Raw genomic sequence first — 17,498 nt, forward strand, 5'->3', positions numbered from 1 at the left:
GTCCAGCCGACATGAGCGCGACTCCCGCCGGTCCCACCCCCCGGGTAGGCCGCAACTACACCCAGGCTCGCACTCTGCCGTGGGTCCTGGGCAAGCTGGGCGACTTCGTCCTCTGGTTCGGCCCCTACAACGCCGGCCAGCTGATCATCGCGGCCGTCGGCGTCCTGGTGCTGATCAAGACGTTCTCCTGGTGGTCGGGACTCGGCCCCCTTCCCGTCCTCGCCCTGGGAGTCCTGGTGTGGGCGGCCCGGGCCCAGCGGATCGGCGGGCGCGCGCCCCTGTGGGTGCTGTACGGCCTGGCCCGGCGGGTGTCCCAGCCGAAGACGGGGCGAATTGGCGGCAGAACCGCCCGCGCCCCCCGAACGCGGCGCCTGGCCGGGACGGTCCTGATCGAGCACAGCTCCGCCACGCACGGCAGCCCCACCCGCGCCCCGGCACCGGAGCGGGTTTCCGTCCCGGTGCCAGCCCGGGCGGGCGCGGGCCCCGCTCCGACTCCCCTGCAACAGATGCTCAGTGACCGATCGACAGCGAAGGCGACGCCGAGATGAAGCTTCCCCTGCGGCACATCGTCGACCATCTCATCTGGTCGACCAGCGGCACGGTGTGGGCGGTGTGGTCGCTCACCCCGGCAGGCTCCCGCTACATGCCGGACCGTGACCGCGAGCAGATCACCGCGCAAGTCACCGCCCTCGTACGGTCTCTGCCTGGCCGGGCCCGGCTGTTCGGCCTGTGTGCCCGTACCGACGCGGGTGAGGTCGTCGCCAGGACCCTGGACGGCGTCGACTACCGCCGGCACGAGGCGTGGGCGCAGGTCGCCGAGGCGCAGCTGCGGCTCCTGGCGGGAGACCACCTCGACGACCCGGTGGACATGTACCGGCGCACTCTGTGGCTGGCCGTTCCGCTGCCCGCGAGCGGCGCGCGCGGGCAGCGACAGGCGCTGACGGGGGCCGCCTGGGCGGAGCTCGGCGGCTTGCTGGGGCTGCCGCCGGCACCGGTCGGCGCTCGGGAAGTCGCCGAGTACCAGGAGCAGGCCGCGAAGGTCGAGGCGGAGCTCACCGGGGGGATCACGCTGCGACGGGCGACACCGGCGGAGATCGTCTGGATGCACCAGCACGCCGTCAGCCGGGGCCTGGGCGATGCGGAACTCCTGGGCGAGGCAGAAGAGTCGCCGCTGCGGGGCAGCCTCCTGACCGGGGGAGTCCTGCGATCGCCGTCCCACGTCGACCTCGGCCACGTACGCCTCCTGGAGGGAGGCCTCCCCGACGACCAGGAACCCGGCCGGGGCAGCGCCCGGCAGCGCCAGAGGCGGGGGAGTGGCGGCACAACACGTAGGAGCGTGGCGGGCCGGCGCTGGCTCCAGGTCGACTCCGAGGTTGGGATCTCCTACCAGGCCCACCTCGCGCTCGCGGAGATTCCCCGCCGGTTCACCGCGGCCGGGGCCGAGTTCCTCGGCGAGCTGGAGCGGATGCCGTTTTCCGTCGACTGGGTCATCGACCTGACCGTGGTCTCCTCGGAGAAGGTCGTCGCCGCGGTCACGAAGAAGAAGCGGGAGCTGGCCGACCAGGCCGACCAGTACGCCGCGCGTCGCGCGACCGGCCTGCCCGACGCGCTGCATGACGCCGCCGATGACCTCGGCGACCTCGGTGCCCGCGCTTCCCGCTCGGGTGTCGAGGTCGAAGTCCAGTCGGTGACCGTCCTGACCGTCGCAGGTCCCACCCCCGCCGAATGCGACCAGCGCGCCGCCACGGTGCAGGCCCGGCTGAAGGGCGCGCACTACCGCCTGGTGCGACCGGTCGGCGGGCAGGAAGAACTCTTCACCCTCGGCCTGCCCGGGGCGCCGACCCCGGCGCCTGTACGGCAGTACGTCCAGCACGAGCTGGGGGAGGACTGGGCGATGCACGGCGCCCTGTACGGGCAGTCGTTCGGCGACCCGACGGGGGCGATGGTCGGCTACTCGCAGGACCTCGGCACGATCTCCCCCGTACTGCTGAACATCGCCGACGCCCCCGTCCGCAACGCCAGCGCGAGCTTCGCGCTCGCCGGCGACCTCGGCGGCGGAAAGTCGACACTCCTGAAACTAATCACCTCCTCGGTCGTCGACCGCGGAGGCCGCGCCATCGCCATCGACCGCACGAAGTCCAGAGAATGGGCCCGCTTCGCCCGCGCCGCCGCCCCGGGCCGCTGTCAGATCGTCGACGCCGCCACCGCCGACATGTCCATCGACCCCCTGCGCGTCTTCACCGACCCCGCCGTAGGAGCCCGCTACGCACTGTCCTACCTGACCGTGCAACTCGGCGTCGGCGCGATGACCGAGCACGGAGCGCTGCTGAAGACCGCCGTCAAGCAGGCCGCTGCCGCCCCCGACCCGTCGATGGCACGCGTCCTCGACGCCCTGGAGGAGACGGCCACGGAGGACAGCGCACGAGGCCTGCGCGCCGCGTCGCTCGTCGAGTGGCTGCGGGTCGCGGCCGACGAACCCCTCGCCGCGGCCGTCTTCGACCCCGACCTGCCGCCACTGGACCTGTCCGGCGACCTCACCTCCGACTTCGTCGTCATCACCACCACCGGCCTGACACTCCCGCCACGCGAGGCCGCGACCAACCCCGAACTCCTGCGCTCCCAGCCACTGGAAGCGCTCATCGGCCGCGCCGTGCTCTACCTGATCACCGCCATCGCCCGCGAGACCGCGTTCACCGACCCCCGCTTCACTCTCCTGCCTCTGGACGAGACGTACTGGCTGACCTCCTCCGCCGAGGGGCAGGCGCTGATCGACGAGATCGTCAAGGACGGCCGCAAGCACGGCGCAGGCGTCGGACTGGGCTGCCACGACGTCCTCGAACTCGGCACCTCCACTACCCAAGGGCTGCTCGCCTACCGCTTTCTGGGCCGTACCGCCGACCCTGTCCTCGCCGCCCGCGGCCTGACCTGGCTCGGCCTTCCCGCCACCGACGAAGACCTTCTGCGCATGGTCACCACCGATCTCTCCCCGTACGGCAAGCCCGACCGCGCCGGAGAGTTCCTGGCCCGCGACCCCCGCATGAAGATCGGCCGCTTCAAGGTCCTCATCCCCGTCCTCCCACGCATCACCGACGGCATCTACACGACCCCCGCCAGCCCCACGGCCCACAGCGCCCCCGACATCTCCCGCTACGAGCCCGCAGCCACCGGAGACCTGCGATGACCTACCGTCGAAGCGCCGTCGTTGCCGCTACCACCGTGCTGCTGTGCGCGCTGAGAGCGGGGATCGCCGCGGCCGCCGACCCTGGCAGCGAGAACGGCGTGCTCGGTCCGCTGAACGTGGAGTCGTCCGAGGGGGTCCCTCTGGACCGCTACGAGATCGACATGACAGAGCAGGCCGAGAGGGCCACCGGGGAACCGCTTCCCGGAACAACGGTGATCACGAGCGTCGATGACATCGGCGTCGTGGTCCGCAACTTCCTCGCCTCCGGCCTGTTCGCTTTCGCGCGTATGGCCACGGGGTTCGCGTGCTGGCTGATCGACCGGGTCTACCACTTCCCGATCATCGAGAAGCTCACCGGGCCGGCACAGCGCATCTCCGACGCCTACGAACACGGCATCATCGGCCCGCTGGGATTCGCCGGGATCACCCTCGCCTGGGCCTTCGTCTTCGGCCTCGCCATGATCATGCGTGGCAGAGCGGCCCGAGGCGCCGGCGAACTGCTGCTGTCCCTGCTCATCTCGGCGATCACCGCCACGACCATCGTTCAGCCCGCCACCCTCCTCGGATACGACGGCCCCGTCCAGCAGACCCAGCGCGCCGCCCTGGAAGCCGCCACCATCACCACCGAGGCCGGGCACACGGGCCCCAGGGTCGTGACGGGCCCGTGCGCCGTCATGCACGGCGCCGCCCTGGAGCTCTGCCTGCGCCAGGAGCAGGAGCAAGAGCGCGCGGCAGCGGCGGCGGCAGCGAAGAAGAGCGAGGTCGGGCGGTGCAAGGCGCTGATCGGGCCCGCACGCCAGGCGTGCCTGAGCGGAGACACCGCGGTCGACCCCTCCGCGGTGTCTGGACCGATCACCCGCACCCTGACCGACACGCTCGTTGTCCAGCCCTACATGCTTCTCCAGTACGGACGCGTCCTGGAGAAAGACGACCCCCTCTACCAGGCACACATGAAGCTGATCGACCCGCCGGTCGACAAGCCCGGAGAGGGATGCAATCTGCTGACAGGCACGGGGAAGAAGCTGTGCCAGAGCATGCAGATCAACCCCGGCATGGGCGCGATGAAGGAAGCCGGCCCCGAGGGCAAAGCGATCGTCAAACGGATGGAGACGGCTGACTGGGAGAAGGTACTCGGCGCCCTACTCGTCATGATCGCCGCGATCATCGTCGCCGTGATCGTCGTCCTGATGGCGCTGGCGCTGATCGCCGCTCAGTTCGGATGTGTCATCGCCGCCATCGGTGCCGTCGCCGTCTTCCCCCTTGCGATCCTGCCCGGCCCCGGTCGGGGCGCGCTGTGGAAGTGGCTGGGGTACTTCGCCGGCTGCATGCTCGTCCTCATCGCCACCGCCGTCTTCATCCCGCTCTTCGGCATCGCCGCGAAGACCGTCATCGGCGACGCGCACGGCTCTCTCCTCGAACGCCTCGTCATCCTCGACGGCCTCGCGCTGACTGCGATCGTGATGTACAAGCGGATCGCCCGCGGTAGCCGCGTTCTCGGCACCCGGTTCGCGCAGCGGATGAGCTACGCGAGGATCGGCGGCGGGCACCTCATGGGCGGCTCCGCCGCCGAAACCGCCGCCGCCTTCTCCGGCCTGGGGATCGGCGTCGGCACCGGATCCTCCGCCCATGCGCATCTGCTCGGCCGAAGCGGCATCGCCGCCGAAGCGGCCGGCGTCGCCCGCCTCGCCCTCATGCCCGTCCAGCTCGGACTCAGCGCCGCACGTACGGCCCTGATCGGCCCGAAACGCCCCGCCACCAAACCCGCCGCCGTCGGCCCCGACGGAAAGCCCCTTCCGCCCACCAAGCCCAAGCCGAAGCCGAAGCCCGCAACGCCACATCCCAAGACCACGCCCGCCGGTTCCCAGCCCACTGACAGCCCGGCCGCTCCCGAACCGACGGACAATCCCGCACCCGTTCCCGACGACGCACCCGCCGGTGTGGTGCCCGCCGGAGCCCGACTAGAGGCCGCCCTACGCACCACGCGCGGAGGCCGCGCTCTCGTCACCACGACGAAGATCGCCTATCACGCCACCCTCGGTCTGCCGGCCACCTGGAACCGGACCGCTCGCGCGACCAGCACCCGGGCCGCAGCCCTCGGCACCGAGCTCGGCCAGCAGGCGGACCACTACCGCGGCGTGCACCAGCGCTGGATGGCCGACAGCCGCGCAGGTCTCGGACTCGGCCGCACCCCACGGGAAACCCCGACCGCCACGCCCGACCGCAGCGGACGCGACTACCCGGCCACCAACACCGACGACTCGGACCTCGACGGCCTCCCGAGCCCGAGCCGACCTGCCACCGGCTCCTCGCCGAGTGATCCCAAGCCACCCCGCACACCGCCCGCGCCGCCCGCACCCCCGGCACCGCCCGCGCCGCCCACGTCCGCCGAGGGACGCCCGTGAGAGGCCGCCTGGGGTGCGCGTCACTCCTCCTCGCGATCCTCGCCGGCCCCCTCGTCATCCTCCTTCTCGTCATCGTCGCCCAGTCCAAGGCAGCTCCCGCACCTCAGTCGATCGAAGCGGTCGGCCGGGCATCGGAGATCTCTCCGCGGATGCTCGCCGCTTACCAGAACGCCGCCATCCGCCTCCCGAAGGAAGTCCCCAAGTGCCGAGGCATGCGCTGGGCGATCCTCGCGGGAATCGCCCGCATCGAGTCCCACCACGCTGCCGGGCGCACCATCAGCCCGGCCGGTGACATCACCCCGCAGATCCTCGGCCCCCGCCTCGACGGCTCAGGCGCCGGAGGCAACCTGAGCTCATTTCCCGACACCGACAACGGCCGGTACGACGGAGACCGCGTCTACGAGCGGGCCGTCGGCCCCTTCCAGTTCCTGCCCTCCACCTGGACCGGATCCGGCCGCGACGCCAACGACGACCAGGCCGCCGACCCCCACAACGCCGACGACGCAGCACTCGGCGCGGCCGTCTATCTCTGCGGCAACGGCCGCAACCTCGACAACCGGGACCAGCTCAAGGCCGCGATCTTGCAGTACAACCACTCCCAGGCCTACGTGAGCGACGTCCTGGGCTGGATCGACCGATACAGCCAGCTCGGCACCGGAGCCATCCCCATCGGCGAGCGCCCCACCGGCTCAGCCCGCACCGTCATCGACGCCGCCGTCGCCTACACCGGCACCCCATACTCCTGGGGCGGCGGCAACGCCCACGGCCCCAGCACCGGCATCTGCTGCTCACCCAGCGGCAAGAGCGGCGTCCATATCAAGGGCTTCGACTGCTCCGGTCTCACCCTCTACGCCTACGCCCAAGCCGGCATCAACCTCCCCCGCACCGCCGCGGCCCAGGCCGGCAAAGGCCAGCGCATCCCCGCCTCCGCAGGCCTCAAAGCCCTGCGCCCCGGAGACCTCGTCTTCTTCGCCTACAGCCCCACCATCGACGCCACCATCCACCACGTCGGCATCTACCTCGGTAACGGACAGATGATCAACGCCCCCCGCCCCGGCTCCAACGTCCGCACCGAAGCCGTCTGGGACGACGGCTACGCCGGAGGAGCACGCCTGCTGTGACCGTCCACCCCACATCCTCCACCCGGCCCCTCCTCCTAGGCCTGGCGCTCCTCCTCGCAGGCGCCGCCGTCCTACTCCGCGCCCCCGACCCCGCATCTCACCCCGAGCGAACCGCCGCACAACCCGCGGTCACCCACACACCCGCTGCCGCCCGTCCGGCAGCCACCGCTTCGGCCCGCACGGCGCCTCGACCGGTCCGTCCGACAGGCCCTCCGCCCGCACCGAAACCCGAAGACAACTCACCCGAACCGACCCTCACCGCCGAGGCCGCTGCCGACCGACCGGACACCAACACCGCAGCCGCCCCACACGACCAGCCCGTCTCCGGAGACGGACCGGACGGCGACTACGCGGTCCAACGAATCCTCGACCATGCCAACCCCTCCGACTTGCCGACCGCCACAGCCCGGCGCCTCACCCGCCTCGCCGAGCAGGTGTGGATCGCCGAGGTCACCGGAGTCGGTCGTGCCACCTGGCCCTCCTACTTCGCAGGCACCAGCCTTCGCGCGCCCTACCGCGACGTACGCGTACAGGCTGCCGTCGCACGCCAGGAGGGCGAGCATTCGGGGCGCGTCGAGGTCCGGTTGGTGTGGGCGGGCGCGGATGCGGCAGGGGAGTTCCGGGACGGGCGAACCGCCCGTGTCCTGCTGGAAATTCATCGGAAGGAGTGGAGGCCCGTCCGATAACCCGATCGACGGAGCATCGTTGGTCCACGGGATTTCGCTGCAATCTCGGCATGCCTCGCCGTCCTCGGTGCCTGGCACCCGGCGAAGGCCTGCGCTCCCAACAATCGGCGCGGGGGCCTCTGTGCCGGCGGGCGAGGTCAGGCGCCGGGGACGAGACCGGGCTGACCGGCCTGGACGCCGTTCACGTAGGCGACGTATTCGGCCTGGGTGAGGGGAATGATGCGGTCGGTCAGGATCGAGTGGCGCAGGGCGTATCCGAGGCCGGGGATCTCGGCGACCTCAAGGCAGTCACCCGAGCCGCTGCCATGGGAGAACAGCGACTTGGTCCACTGGACGCCCGACATGTCGTACGCCGCGATGGCGGCCAGGGTGTTCATCTTGTCGGTGCGGGCACTCTCAGTTGTCATGGGAGATCTCTTTCCTGATCTTCTCGATCAATTCCAATGAGTCCTCAGGCGTCAGTGCGATGGCTCGGAGCGATTCGATGAAGTCGCGGACCTCGCGCACCTCCTTGAGGCTCTTCTTGAACGTCATCCCCGTCACGGCGTCGAATGCCGCGATGGCGTCCTCACTCTTCTCGCCGAACTCGAACTGGTGGAAGACGTAAGCCAGTGTGGCCGAGGCTTCGAAGTCGACAACCCGGAAGGTGACCTGCTGGTTGGCGGCATCGTCGAGGAGACCGTCGAGCTGGCGGCCCATCCGGCGCGGTCTCCCGGACCGCGCCGTCGAGCGTGCGGCTCTCCCTTGCCGAGCGGTCTCACAGTGCGTCGCCGAAACGTAGGAGGTGGCCATGCCGTCGGCACCCGCCGCCGTGGGCGGCTGTGAGTGCGCCCCACTCGTCATCCTTGCCTTCGTGTAGCTCATCAGCGTGCTGGTCAGCGCGATGGGTGACGCGTGAGGCTGTACCCAGTTCGTCCGCAGGATCTCGTCGATCACCGGCTCTGGCCAGGGCTAGTCCAACGCCTTCCGCGCCGTCCGCCACGTCACGCCGTGCTTGTGTTCAAGCTCCCGCATCGACATGCGGCCACGGTGGTCACGCGGATTGCCGCGGACAGCTCGACCTTCGGCATCTGCGGCATGACCACCATCTTTCACCATGAGCATCTCGATGCTGCCCTGGCAAGAACCCCGGTGCCTCCCAAACCGCTCGACAAAGCCAGAGGGCACCTGCACGCATCGCACTCGCTGCCCCAGGGGGCATCTCAGGTCCCCGGATGGCGCGAGGTCGGGGAGCGGCCGGCGTGGTCCATCACCTCCGTCGCCTCTTCCTCCCGCTCGGGTGCGACCCATCTGGCCGGCCGGTAGTAGTGGGTGTCGTCACTGACCTGTGTATGGCCGCCGATCAGCATGCCGAGGCTGTACCACCGTTTTCCTTGGCGAGGGGTCACGCTCCTGCCGTCCTTTCGTCTGCGGGACGCGGCAGTGCCTTCGCCGGAGAGATGCAGTCGAACTGGATCCGGTCGTCATGGATGTAGGCCGTGGCGCCGATCGCTAGGGCCAGCAGACCGAGGCCGAGGCGGGCGCGTCCCTGGTCGGTCAGTGCTGCGGCTGCGGCGGCAGTCGACAGGGTGCGGATCTCGGCCCGCGGGTCGCGGTAGACGAGGTGGGTCACCTCCTCAGGCAGGAGAGGGCGGGTGACCACCGTGTGCGTGATGACTTGTCGGCGGCGCATCTGGACGTTCTGCACAGCGACGTGACGATGGATCGGAAGACCCTCGGATAAGCCGGTGAGGACTGAACGGGCCGCGTCCTCGACGTCCTGGGCGCTCTCGACCGCACCGGTAGGGATGGACCAGATGCCGCAGGTCCGTACGAGGACGAGATGATCCGTACCGACGGGGGCCAGGACCCCGACGCCGACGATGGGCGGCCTCCAGTTCTCGTAGGGGTCCTGTGGGCGGATGGGGGCCGGGGCGTGCGCGAGTGGCATGGCGGTCACCGGCTCTTGGTGAGGGCTACGAGCTCGGCCAGGTGCTTCGGGTTGCTGGTGCCCGGGATGGGGGCGACATGCGGACCGAGCGCGAGGAGCCAGGCCAGAGCGGCCCTCACGCCTACCCCCGCCGTGCGCTTCCCGGCGTTGAGCGGCCGGTAGGGGACGTAGGGGATGTCCTCGTCCCGGCACACGTCGACCATCGGGTCGTCCGGCTCGGTGGAGTTGAGCACGTTCTGCACAGCGGCGATCGGAGCGCACTTCTTGGCTAGCTGGAAGTCGTCAACGGTGACCTTGGACAGGCCGATGTGCCCGATCTTTCCCTCGCTCTGGAGCACGGCGAGCGTGCCGATCTGGTCGGCGAGGGGGACGTGACGGTCGATGCGGTGCAGGTAGCACAGGTCCAGCTGCTCGACGTTCAACCTGCGCAGGCTTGCTTCGACGCCGGCGCGCAGGTAGGCCGGGTGTCCGAGCGGCACCCACTCGTTGGGGGCCGGCCGGACCATGCCGACCTTGGTCGCCACGAGCAGGTGGTCGGGGTAGGGGTGGAGGGCGTCCTTGATCAGGTGCTCGACGGTGTGGGGGCCGTAGGCGTCCGCGGTGTCGATGTGGCTGATGCCGTGGGTGTGCACGGCCTCGCGGAGCACGCAGAGGGCGCGGTCGCGGTCGGCCGGGTCGCCCCAGGTGCCGGGGCCGGTGAGGCGCATGGTGCCGAAGCCGAGTCGGGAGACGGTCTTGCCGGCGATGTCGATGGAGCCCGCGGGCGGGGTCATGGTCATGCTCCGATCGCCTTGAGGGCCGTCTCGACGGCGGTCTGGACGACGAGGTGCTGCTCGTCGGCGCCGCTGCCTACCACCAGGTGGTCCACGTGGTCCTCCGCCAGCAGGCGGTGGACGTGCTCGTCCACGAGCGCCCGGTAGCGGGGGTCGTAGGAGTGCTCGGTGTCGACGGGCACCTCGGGGTCGAGGCGGGTGGCGATGCACAGGTCGTACTTCGGGTACTGGGTGGAGACGAGGATCCGGAGCCGTTCGACGGCTTCGGAGTCGATCGGCTCGCCGCGGTACTCCAGGGCGGCCATGTAGTACGCGAGGGCGTCGTTGACCGCGCGGTCGGCCAGGACGACCTCAACGCCGACGCCGAGCTCGATCTCGTTTGCGATGGCCGTGGCGATGATCCACTCGGTGGACATCTCGGTGTGCCGCTGCAGCTTCGGCAGCCCGACCTCGGCGGCCCGTCGGCCGAAGCTCCGAGTGCGCCCGACGGTGACGCCCTGGCCCCGCAGCTCCATCTCGATGCGCTGGACGAGGGTGGTCTTGCCGGTGGAGTGCGTGCCGAGGACGCCGATACGGAAGGGCTTGGTGGTCACCACAGGGTGGGCTCCTGTTCGGGTTCGGGGGCGCCAGGAAGGCCGGGCGGTACGGCCGCGGCGACCAGCTGGTCCCAGGTGTCGTAGCGGGTCGCCATGGCGAGGAGGAGCTGCGCCGTGGCGAAGGCGTCGAACGTGGCCCGGTGGCGCTGCGCGGGGGCCTCGCTCAGGTCGGGCTTGGCGTGCTCGATCAAGGCGTCGAGCGAGTACTTGCGCAGGCCCGGGTAGGTGGCCCTGGCCAGCCGGAGCGTGTCGATGACTCCGGCCGGCTGCCACGTCGGCAGGTGCGCGGCGAGCGCGCGGTAGTCGACGTGCGCGTTGTGGGCGGCGATCCACGCGGTGCCGAGGAACACGTGGATCTCGTCGGCGATCTCCTCCCAGCCCGGCTTCCCTTCGAGGACCTGGTTCGTCAGGCCGTGCACCCGGGCCGCGAACGGCGTCACCGGGCGGCGCGGCTTGCTGAGCCACGCGCCGGCGGTGGTCTTGTCCGGGCTGCCGCCGCGTACAGGCAGGGCGGCGACCTCGACCAGGTCGGGCGGGTTGGTGCCGTTGCCCTCGACGTCGACGACGAGGATCGCGGGCCAGGAGGAGAAGTTCATGCCGGTGTCGTTCCGTTCTCCGCCTTCCAGCCGATGGGGGCCCGGCCGTGCTGGCGGTGGTGGTGGGGCTTCGTGCGGTCGTGGCACTGGTAGCCGAAGCCGTGCTGGAGGTAGTAGCGCGGCGGCTCGTCCAGTCCCTCCACGACGATGGCACGCTCGTTGACCTCGATCTCACCGACCGCGCCGAGCCCGCGGGCCTCCTGCGTCACCGCCGTCAGGTCCGGCTTGACCCAGGCACCGGCGCAGCGGGCGATCTGCTCGGGCGGGCAGATGTCGCACAGCTCCCGGATCCCGTAGTGGCCGTTGTAGTCGGCCTCCCCGTGGGCGTAGGCGACGCCGCAGGATGTCTTGCGGAACAGGGCGTCCCACGAGCCGTCGCCCTCGAAGGCAGTGAGGAGCCGCTGCTCTGCCTCCTCCGGCATGATCTTGCGCCGGGCCGTCTCGTCGTAGGGCATCGGCAGGCCGTGTGCCTCGTAGTAGGCGGCGATCTCGTCGCGAAAGAACAGACCGGTGAAGACGGTCGCATGCGCGTGCCGGGACAGCTCCCGGGCCCGAGCGATGTCGGCGTCGGAGTCGTTCAGGCCGGGCACGATGGGCCGCCAGTACAGGACGGTGCGGTACCGCACGGCGTGCTCGAAGAGGGTCCGCAGGCTCTGCGCGGCGATGGCGGAATCGACCGGCTCGATCTTCGGGTTGGAGATGTTCGAGTGCGTCACCAGGACGGTCAGCCGCAGGTTGGTGAAGTTGTTGAGGACGGCGCAGTCCTCGGGCGTGACGCGCCAGCGGGTGATGATCAGGACGTGGTTGGTCAGGCCGCGCTCGTCGAGCTGCCGCAGCACGTTGAACAGGTGCGGCTTCACGACGGGCAGCATCGGGTCGGTGGCCCGGTTGAGGAGTTGGATCGGGGTCCGGTGCTCGCGGAAATAGGGGTGGCTCACCAGGCGGGTGACCGCGTCCTCGTCGCTCATCAGGCGGCGCGGCGCCTTCATGTCGAAGTTGTCGAAGAGGTGCCGGACGCAGTACCCGCACTCCAGCGGGCAGCCGACGATCCAGTTCAGCGACAGGCCGGACTTGCGGTACTCGATGATGTCCGCGAGCTCGGGCTTCATGGTGCTGATCGCCTCGGCGGGCAGGATCGGCAGCGCGCGGCGGGCGAGGGCGGATGTGCTCATCAGCGTCTCCAGGGTTCAGGCGTCAGCGGGCGCTAACTGGGCGGGCAGGAGGGGGGCGAGGAGTCCGCTGCGGCGGGCGCCGTACCAGGTGCCGAAGTCGCGGCGCGCGGCTTCCGGGTCGTCGGAGGTGTGCACGAGGTTGCGCACGAGCCGCTTCTCGGCGGAGGCGGCTGTGAGACTGTCGGTGCCGAGATCGCCGCGGATGGTGCCCGGGGCCGCGTGCGACGGGTCGAAGTAGCCGAGGAGATCGCGAAGCCGGGAGTGAATGCCGAGGCCGCCGTGAGCGAGGGCGACGACGACCTCGCGGTCGGCGTACTCCGCCTCCAGGCACGAGGGGATGTCCCGGTCCGGGAACCAGTCCGCGTCTACGAGCAGATCCCAGTAGTGCACGTTGATCTGCCACCGTTGAACTGTGACCAGTTGCTGGTTGGTGACCTCCGCGCCCGTGGCCGCGATGCGCTCCAGGACGTCGTCTACGAGACCGCGCTCGACCGCGTCGGGCTTGCACAGGACGACGGAGATGGTCTCGAAGTTGGAGACGGGCGCCGGCCTTCCGACGCCGATCCAGGTGGCGAGATCGCGCCGGGCGGCTTCCGAGTCGTCGGAGGCATGCACCAAGTTGCGCACCAGGCGTCTCTCCGCAGCCGCGGCCTCGAAGCTGTCCTCGCCGAGGTCGCCGCGGACGGTGCCCTCGATCGCCTGAGTCGGGTCGGTGTGACCGATGAGGCGTCGCAGCTTCGCGTGGATGCCCGGGGCGCCGTGGGCGAGCGCGACCACGACCGGCCGACCGACGAACGCCGCCTCGATGTACGAGGGACGGTTCGCCGGGGAGCGCCCGGGGTCGGCGAGCATGTCCCGGTAGGCCACGTGGACCTGCCAGGGCCGGGCAATCACGTTGGTCCGGGCGCTTACGGAGATCCCTGCGGCCTCGACGCGTTCCAGGACAGCGTCGACGAGGTCACGCTCGACCGCGTCGGGCTTGCACAGGATGACGGCCAGCTGCGAGAAGTCGATGTCCTCGCTGACCACGGCACCGCTTCGGGGCTTCGAGCTCACAGCGCGGTCACCGCCTTCCGACAGGCGGCCCAGCGGCGGGCGAGGAGCCAGCGCAGCCCCGGGTGCAGAGCTTCGAGCACGTCGCTGGTGACGGTCTCCGACTCGCCGTGCTGGATCTGCCGGTATGCCTCGAAGAGGAGAAGGAACTGCTGCCAGTAGATGGGAAGGCCGAGGTGGGCGATCTCGCTGGCGTTGTAGTCCCGCTTGTTGGTGCGCAGGAGCTCTTCGTGCACCAGTAGCTCGTCGATGGTGCCTGGGCCCGTGCTGTGCGGCATGACCGGGAAGGTGAAGTGGGGCGCGGCGGGACGCTGCTGCGCCTCGTTCAGGACCCGCTTGACCCGCTCCATGTTCGCCTCGTTGACGTGTGCGGAGCCGATGGTGTGGGTGTAGCTGCCCAGCTCCAGGCTGAGCTGGATGGCCGCGTACTCCTGGATCATCGTGAAGGAGAAGACGTCGGAGAGCAGGCCGCAGTCGAGGTCGTTGGCCCGCATGTGGCAGACCATGTGCAAGCGGCCGTCACGGACGAGGAGGTGCAGGCCGGCCAGGCACGCCATGTCGACGTTGTCGGGGATGGCGTGCTCGTCGGGCGAGAACACGGGGAGGTACCCGCGCTTGCTGTCGTTCTCGGTGCGCAGCAGGTCGAGGACCCGGTCGAAGGGGGACAGGGTGTCTCCAGCGGCCGGGGTGAAGAGGGTGTGGCCGTACGCGGAGCCGCCGAGGTTGACGCCGTCGGCGGAGCTGGACCGCATGGAGGGGGCGTAGTAGCCGATCATCTCCACGTCGCGGCGGCCGGCGAGGTACCAGAGGGCTTCGGCGAACTGGAAGATCGGGTTGGCCTTGCGCTCGGCGAGGTAGGGGAGTCGCTGGCGGGGGTCCGGGAGCCGGAAGGAGACCCCGAGGACTTCGCGGGCCGAGTTCCCGCGGGCGTCGATGCGGTGCTCGGGGGACTGCGAGGCCAGCCTCAAGAGGTCGAGGTAGGCGCCTTCGACCGACTGGTAGGTGGGTGGGGTGATCATGGGTCTCCAGGTCTAGGTGCGGCCGTGGTGCGGCCGGTACGGACACGGCTTGGTGCTCTGTGGCGTGTGCGCTGCCCCGTGGGCTGATGCGGAGGACGCTGGTGGGGACGGACCGCCCGGTGCCGAAGCGCGTGGAGTCGGAGTGCTTCCGCGCCGGGCGGGGTCTGGGCCCGCCCCTTCCCCGGTGTTGCGGCACGGGGCGGGGCGGTGGTCTGGGGTTGAGCGTGCTACCGCTTCGACCACCGGTTGCCGCCCCTGGGCCGGAGGGGCGTCCCGGCCTCGATCAGGAGGCGGTGCACGAAGCCGCACGACCTGCCGGTCAGGTTCATGAGGTCTCGGATGGAGGCGTCGGCGTCGTAGCGTCTGCGCAGGTCGGCTGCGGCGTGGTTGCGCAAAGGCCCCGGGTGCAGCCGCTTCTTCCTGGGGAGGGGCCACTCGAACTGGTCGGGGCCGTCGCTGTCCTCGGCCGGGATGGTCGAGGGCTTCTCCGTGGTCTTCATGCGGCGGCCCTCTCCGTGGGGCGGTGCGGGGCGATGATCTGCCCGTCCGGCAGCAGTTCACCGGTGTCTTCGAAGAGCAGGACGCCGTTGCACAGCAGGCTCCACCCCTGCTCCGGGTGGTGCGCCATCAGTCGGGCCGCCTCCCGGTCGGCGGAGTCGGCGGTGGGACAGGCAGGCTGGTGCTGGCACATGGTCTTCCTCGGCAGGCTGGGCCTCCTGCGCCGGCCACGGGGGACGGTAGGGCCGACGCAGGAGGGGTTCGGCTTCGCAGAACGTCTGCGGAAGGCACAGGAGGTGCGCGGCGGGGCCGGAGCCTCTGCTCAGGCAGCGACCCCGGTGGCCGCCTCGTCCGCCGTGTCCGTCCTGCGGGTCGCGGTGACGAGCTCGCGGACGAGGATCGACGTGAACACGTCGCTCATCGTGGTCTGGGTCTCCTGGGACCGGAAGTCCCGGGTCTCCGTCCAGTACTTCCGGACGGCCGGTCGTTCCATGAGGGCTCGGGCCCGCACCCGCAGCTCGTCGAGGCTCACCAGGTTCAGCGTGTGGGTGAGCTGGGTGAGGCAGATCTGCCGGTTGACCTTGATGGTCCGGCGGGTGTCCTCGGGGGGCCGCTCGCCCTTGCCCCAGATCTCCCACTGCTCGGAATCGGCCGCGGCGTCGGCGAGCAGCTGCTGGTGAAGCTCGGAGATGCCGAGTTCGAGGCGCTGCCGGTGCTGCTGCTTGGCCAGCCGGATCGTCTCCCGGTGTCGGCGCTCTGCGCTCAGGGTGGTGACGGATGCCACCACGGCGGCGGCGACGAGGATGGCGGTCGAGGGCTTCATGGTTCCCTTCATGGGGTCGACGGGCCCCGGCACGAACTTCGGCACCCCGTGTGCGCCGGGCATACCCAAGGAAAAGCCGCAGCGGACGTAGTAGTCCGTGCCAGGGGGTGCTACCGCGTCCGGTTCTGGCTCCCTCGCGGGAGGCGTTGAGTTCCAGGGCCTGCGTGAGTTTCGGGTCAGCCCCAGGGGCCTCGGAGGACCACGGCCGTGATCGAGCCGTCGGGGGCGAGGTCGTAGCGGTCGTACCCGCGCCATCCCTGCGCGAGGGCGCGGACGCGCTCTTCGGGCATGCCGATCTCCCGTCCGATCTTCTCGGTAACCGCTGTGGTGACGTGCAGGACGCCGTCCGGGTGCAGCCACCGTCTGGCGTCGACGATGAGGCGCTGTTGGTCCAGGAAGTGGAGGCTGTGACGGCAGGAGATCAGATCGATGCTGCCGGTGCCGAGGGCGTGGGGGATCGGGTCGTTGTCGAAGTTGTGCAGCTCGAAGCGGAGCGTGCCGCCGTGGGCTCCGTGGAGCTCGCGGGCGCGCTCGATCGCGACGGGGGAGTGGTCGTAGCCTGTGACCAGGAGCCCCACCTGCGCCATCTGGCAGGCCCACTCGCCGAGTCCGGTGCCGATGTCCATGGCGCGCTGTCCAAGCTTGGCGCCGGCACGATCCTGGAGGAGGCGGAGCTCATCCAGCAGGATCGGTTGAATGGTGGCTCGGGGGGTGGCGTACATGTCGTCCCAGAAGGCGGCGGTCCGGTGTGCGAGGGCGGGAGCGGTCACGACGTGGCCTCCTGGTCGTCGCTGGCGGGGGAGGTACTGGAGTTGATGCGGGTAAAGGCGGGCGGGGCCGAAGCGGTGTGTGAAGGTGTCCCCGAGCGGCACGCCGAAGAGGTTCACCTCGGCCGGCGGCTGGGGGGCGGGGACGACTGCGGCCAGGGCCTGGCCGCGGTCGCGCTGTTCGAACGTCTTGGGTGTCCTCACGGAGTCCGGAAGTCGTCGAGGTGGAACCATGCGAAGAAGGCGGCCACGGAGATCACGAGGAGGGCTTGGCTGGCGAGCTGCCGCCATCCCACGCCGTGATCGTCGAGCCAGCGAACCGGGCTCCCTCAAGTCGAGGGCTCCGGAACGAGGAGTGACGTGAAGCACCGGAGCTCGGCGATCTCTTTGAGCGCATTCGCGTAGAGGACTGTGTCCATGCTGATGTGGTGGAAGCTGGGGACCAGCACGCCCTGGGCCAAGCCGCCGCGCAGCGCAGCCATCAGTTCACCCCACGCCTCGCTGTCGACCTGAATCCCGCCGCCGTCGTCGTGGATCTTCATGTGCACGGTCCAACCCTGACTCCGGGCCCTAATGGACAGCTCCTCGAAGTGCGCGGTGGGGTCCAGGCCGGGGAGGGTCTTCACATAGAGGACCACCCGCCCTCCGCTCCGCCCAATGAGAGCGGCGCCGTTCATTTCCCTCCGTAAGCGCTCCAGGCGCTTCTTGTCCCAGAAGGAACTGTCCTCACCACCCAGCGCCAGCGCGCGGGCGGTGCTCTGGCTCGTTGTCATGATCTGCCTCGGCAAAGTCGGGGAAGGGCTGAGCCCAGATGTCGACCCCCGGCATCGGAACGTGCTCGGACGAGCACGTCCAGCAAGGGCGTGGGCCACATCGTTCAC

Annotated in this window: 19 protein-coding genes; 4 read left to right on the forward strand and 15 right to left on the reverse strand. The window is 70.2% G+C overall.

Translation table 11 applies throughout. From position 1 onward, the window contains the following. Window positions 1-11: 11 nt before the first annotated feature. From ACFC0Z_RS06300 to ACFC0Z_RS06315, 4 genes are read left to right on the forward strand one after another with little or no spacing between them, the layout of a single operon-like run. On the forward strand, window positions 12-548 hold the full coding sequence (locus tag ACFC0Z_RS06300) for a hypothetical protein (RefSeq protein WP_376433253.1): 537 nt from the start codon (window positions 12-14) through the stop codon (window positions 546-548). Then, window positions 545-3,181, forward strand: coding sequence for an ATP-binding protein (locus ACFC0Z_RS06305; RefSeq protein WP_376433255.1), 2,637 nt, complete (start codon window positions 545-547; stop codon window positions 3,179-3,181). Before ACFC0Z_RS06300 ends, ACFC0Z_RS06305 begins: the two co-directional genes overlap by 4 nt. Next, the gene (locus ACFC0Z_RS06310) at window positions 3,178-5,583 is read left to right on the forward strand and encodes a hypothetical protein (protein WP_376433257.1); all 2,406 of its coding nucleotides are present in this window, start codon (window positions 3,178-3,180) and stop codon (window positions 5,581-5,583) included. The genes ACFC0Z_RS06305 and ACFC0Z_RS06310 overlap by 4 nt, the downstream gene beginning before the upstream one ends. Beyond that, window positions 5,580-6,704 (forward strand): NlpC/P60 family protein, encoded by a 1,125-nt coding sequence (locus tag ACFC0Z_RS06315; protein ID WP_376433259.1) that lies wholly within the window; start codon window positions 5,580-5,582, stop codon window positions 6,702-6,704. The genes ACFC0Z_RS06310 and ACFC0Z_RS06315 overlap by 4 nt, the downstream gene beginning before the upstream one ends. Before the next feature lie 823 nt (window positions 6,705-7,527). On the opposite strand, the gene ACFC0Z_RS06320 is transcribed toward ACFC0Z_RS06315, so the two are convergent. From ACFC0Z_RS06320 to ACFC0Z_RS06390, 15 genes are all read right to left on the reverse strand, one after another. After that, on the reverse strand, window positions 7,528-7,797 hold the full coding sequence (locus ACFC0Z_RS06320) for a DUF397 domain-containing protein (protein ID WP_376433261.1): 270 nt from the start codon (window positions 7,795-7,797) through the stop codon (window positions 7,528-7,530). Then, complete coding sequence (locus ACFC0Z_RS06325; RefSeq protein ID WP_376433263.1) at window positions 7,787-8,326, reverse strand: Scr1 family TA system antitoxin-like transcriptional regulator; 540 nt, start codon at window positions 8,324-8,326, stop codon at window positions 7,787-7,789. The genes ACFC0Z_RS06320 and ACFC0Z_RS06325 overlap by 11 nt, the downstream gene beginning before the upstream one ends. Before the next feature lie 266 nt (window positions 8,327-8,592). Next, window positions 8,593-8,778 (reverse strand): hypothetical protein, encoded by a 186-nt coding sequence (locus ACFC0Z_RS06330; RefSeq protein WP_376433265.1) that lies wholly within the window; start codon window positions 8,776-8,778, stop codon window positions 8,593-8,595. After that, window positions 8,775-9,329: a hypothetical protein gene (locus tag ACFC0Z_RS06335; protein ID WP_376433267.1), complete on the reverse strand. Its 555-nt coding sequence runs from the start codon at window positions 9,327-9,329 to the stop codon at window positions 8,775-8,777. Before ACFC0Z_RS06335 ends, ACFC0Z_RS06330 begins: the two co-directional genes overlap by 4 nt. Continuing rightward, window positions 9,326-10,099 carry an aldo/keto reductase gene (locus ACFC0Z_RS06340; RefSeq protein WP_376433269.1) on the reverse strand — a complete coding sequence of 258 codons (774 nt, stop codon included), beginning with the start codon at window positions 10,097-10,099 and terminating at the stop codon, window positions 9,326-9,328. The genes ACFC0Z_RS06335 and ACFC0Z_RS06340 overlap by 4 nt, the downstream gene beginning before the upstream one ends. Further along, on the reverse strand, window positions 10,096-10,686 hold the full coding sequence (locus ACFC0Z_RS06345) for an AAA family ATPase (protein WP_376433271.1): 591 nt from the start codon (window positions 10,684-10,686) through the stop codon (window positions 10,096-10,098). The genes ACFC0Z_RS06340 and ACFC0Z_RS06345 overlap by 4 nt, the downstream gene beginning before the upstream one ends. Then, window positions 10,683-11,285: an exonuclease domain-containing protein gene (locus tag ACFC0Z_RS06350; protein WP_376433273.1), complete on the reverse strand. Its 603-nt coding sequence runs from the start codon at window positions 11,283-11,285 to the stop codon at window positions 10,683-10,685. Before ACFC0Z_RS06350 ends, ACFC0Z_RS06345 begins: the two co-directional genes overlap by 4 nt. Further along, complete coding sequence (locus tag ACFC0Z_RS06355) at window positions 11,282-12,457, reverse strand: radical SAM protein (RefSeq protein WP_376433274.1); 1,176 nt, start codon at window positions 12,455-12,457, stop codon at window positions 11,282-11,284. The genes ACFC0Z_RS06350 and ACFC0Z_RS06355 overlap by 4 nt, the downstream gene beginning before the upstream one ends. Window positions 12,458-12,472: 15 nt before the next feature. Further along, complete coding sequence (locus ACFC0Z_RS06360; RefSeq protein ID WP_376433276.1) at window positions 12,473-13,513, reverse strand: nucleoside-diphosphate kinase; 1,041 nt, start codon at window positions 13,511-13,513, stop codon at window positions 12,473-12,475. Continuing rightward, window positions 13,510-14,529 carry a thymidylate synthase gene (locus tag ACFC0Z_RS06365; RefSeq protein WP_376433278.1) on the reverse strand — a complete coding sequence of 340 codons (1,020 nt, stop codon included), beginning with the start codon at window positions 14,527-14,529 and terminating at the stop codon, window positions 13,510-13,512. The genes ACFC0Z_RS06360 and ACFC0Z_RS06365 overlap by 4 nt, the downstream gene beginning before the upstream one ends. 227 nt (window positions 14,530-14,756) lie before the next feature. After that, window positions 14,757-14,939 carry a helix-turn-helix domain-containing protein gene (locus ACFC0Z_RS06370; protein WP_376433499.1) on the reverse strand — a complete coding sequence of 61 codons (183 nt, stop codon included), beginning with the start codon at window positions 14,937-14,939 and terminating at the stop codon, window positions 14,757-14,759. 86 nt (window positions 14,940-15,025) lie between these two features. Beyond that, complete coding sequence (locus tag ACFC0Z_RS06375) at window positions 15,026-15,220, reverse strand: DUF5999 family protein (protein WP_376433280.1); 195 nt, start codon at window positions 15,218-15,220, stop codon at window positions 15,026-15,028. 129 nt (window positions 15,221-15,349) lie between these two features. Continuing rightward, the gene (locus tag ACFC0Z_RS06380; RefSeq protein WP_376433281.1) at window positions 15,350-15,850 is read right to left on the reverse strand and encodes a DUF6082 family protein; all 501 of its coding nucleotides are present in this window, start codon (window positions 15,848-15,850) and stop codon (window positions 15,350-15,352) included. 176 nt (window positions 15,851-16,026) lie between these two features. Next, complete coding sequence (locus tag ACFC0Z_RS06385; RefSeq protein ID WP_376433283.1) at window positions 16,027-16,821, reverse strand: class I SAM-dependent methyltransferase; 795 nt, start codon at window positions 16,819-16,821, stop codon at window positions 16,027-16,029. Window positions 16,822-16,946: 125 nt separating this feature from the next. Continuing rightward, the gene (locus tag ACFC0Z_RS06390) at window positions 16,947-17,390 is read right to left on the reverse strand and encodes a hypothetical protein (protein ID WP_376433285.1); all 444 of its coding nucleotides are present in this window, start codon (window positions 17,388-17,390) and stop codon (window positions 16,947-16,949) included. Between the last annotated feature and the right edge of the window lie 108 nt (window positions 17,391-17,498).

The organism is Streptomyces sp. NPDC056144 (assembly GCF_042264145.1).
In the GTDB taxonomy this organism is placed as follows: domain Bacteria; phylum Actinomycetota; class Actinomycetes; order Streptomycetales; family Streptomycetaceae; genus Streptomyces.

Bases quoted from the DNA above. Each gene is read 5' to 3' on its own strand.
- ACFC0Z_RS06375 (WP_376433280.1), bottom strand. From the start codon at position 15,220: ATGTGCCAGCACCAGCCTGCCTGTCCCACCGCCGACTCCGCCGACCGG.
- ACFC0Z_RS06300 (WP_376433253.1), top strand. From the start codon at position 12: ATGAGCGCGACTCCCGCCGGTCCCACCCCCCGGGTAGGCCGCAACTAC.
- ACFC0Z_RS06355 (WP_376433274.1), bottom strand. From the start codon at position 12,457: ATGAGCACATCCGCCCTCGCCCGCCGCGCGCTGCCGATCCTGCCCGCC.
- ACFC0Z_RS06380 (WP_376433281.1), bottom strand. From the start codon at position 15,850: ATGAAGCCCTCGACCGCCATCCTCGTCGCCGCCGCCGTGGTGGCATCC.
- ACFC0Z_RS06320 (WP_376433261.1), bottom strand. From the start codon at position 7,797: ATGACAACTGAGAGTGCCCGCACCGACAAGATGAACACCCTGGCCGCC.
- ACFC0Z_RS06305 (WP_376433255.1), top strand. From the start codon at position 545: ATGAAGCTTCCCCTGCGGCACATCGTCGACCATCTCATCTGGTCGACC.
- ACFC0Z_RS06350 (WP_376433273.1), bottom strand. From the start codon at position 11,285: ATGAACTTCTCCTCCTGGCCCGCGATCCTCGTCGTCGACGTCGAGGGC.
- ACFC0Z_RS06340 (WP_376433269.1), bottom strand. From the start codon at position 10,099: ATGACCATGACCCCGCCCGCGGGCTCCATCGACATCGCCGGCAAGACC.
- ACFC0Z_RS06310 (WP_376433257.1), top strand. From the start codon at position 3,178: ATGACCTACCGTCGAAGCGCCGTCGTTGCCGCTACCACCGTGCTGCTG.
- ACFC0Z_RS06390 (WP_376433285.1), bottom strand. From the start codon at position 17,390: ATGACAACGAGCCAGAGCACCGCCCGCGCGCTGGCGCTGGGTGGTGAG.
- ACFC0Z_RS06365 (WP_376433278.1), bottom strand. From the start codon at position 14,529: ATGATCACCCCACCCACCTACCAGTCGGTCGAAGGCGCCTACCTCGAC.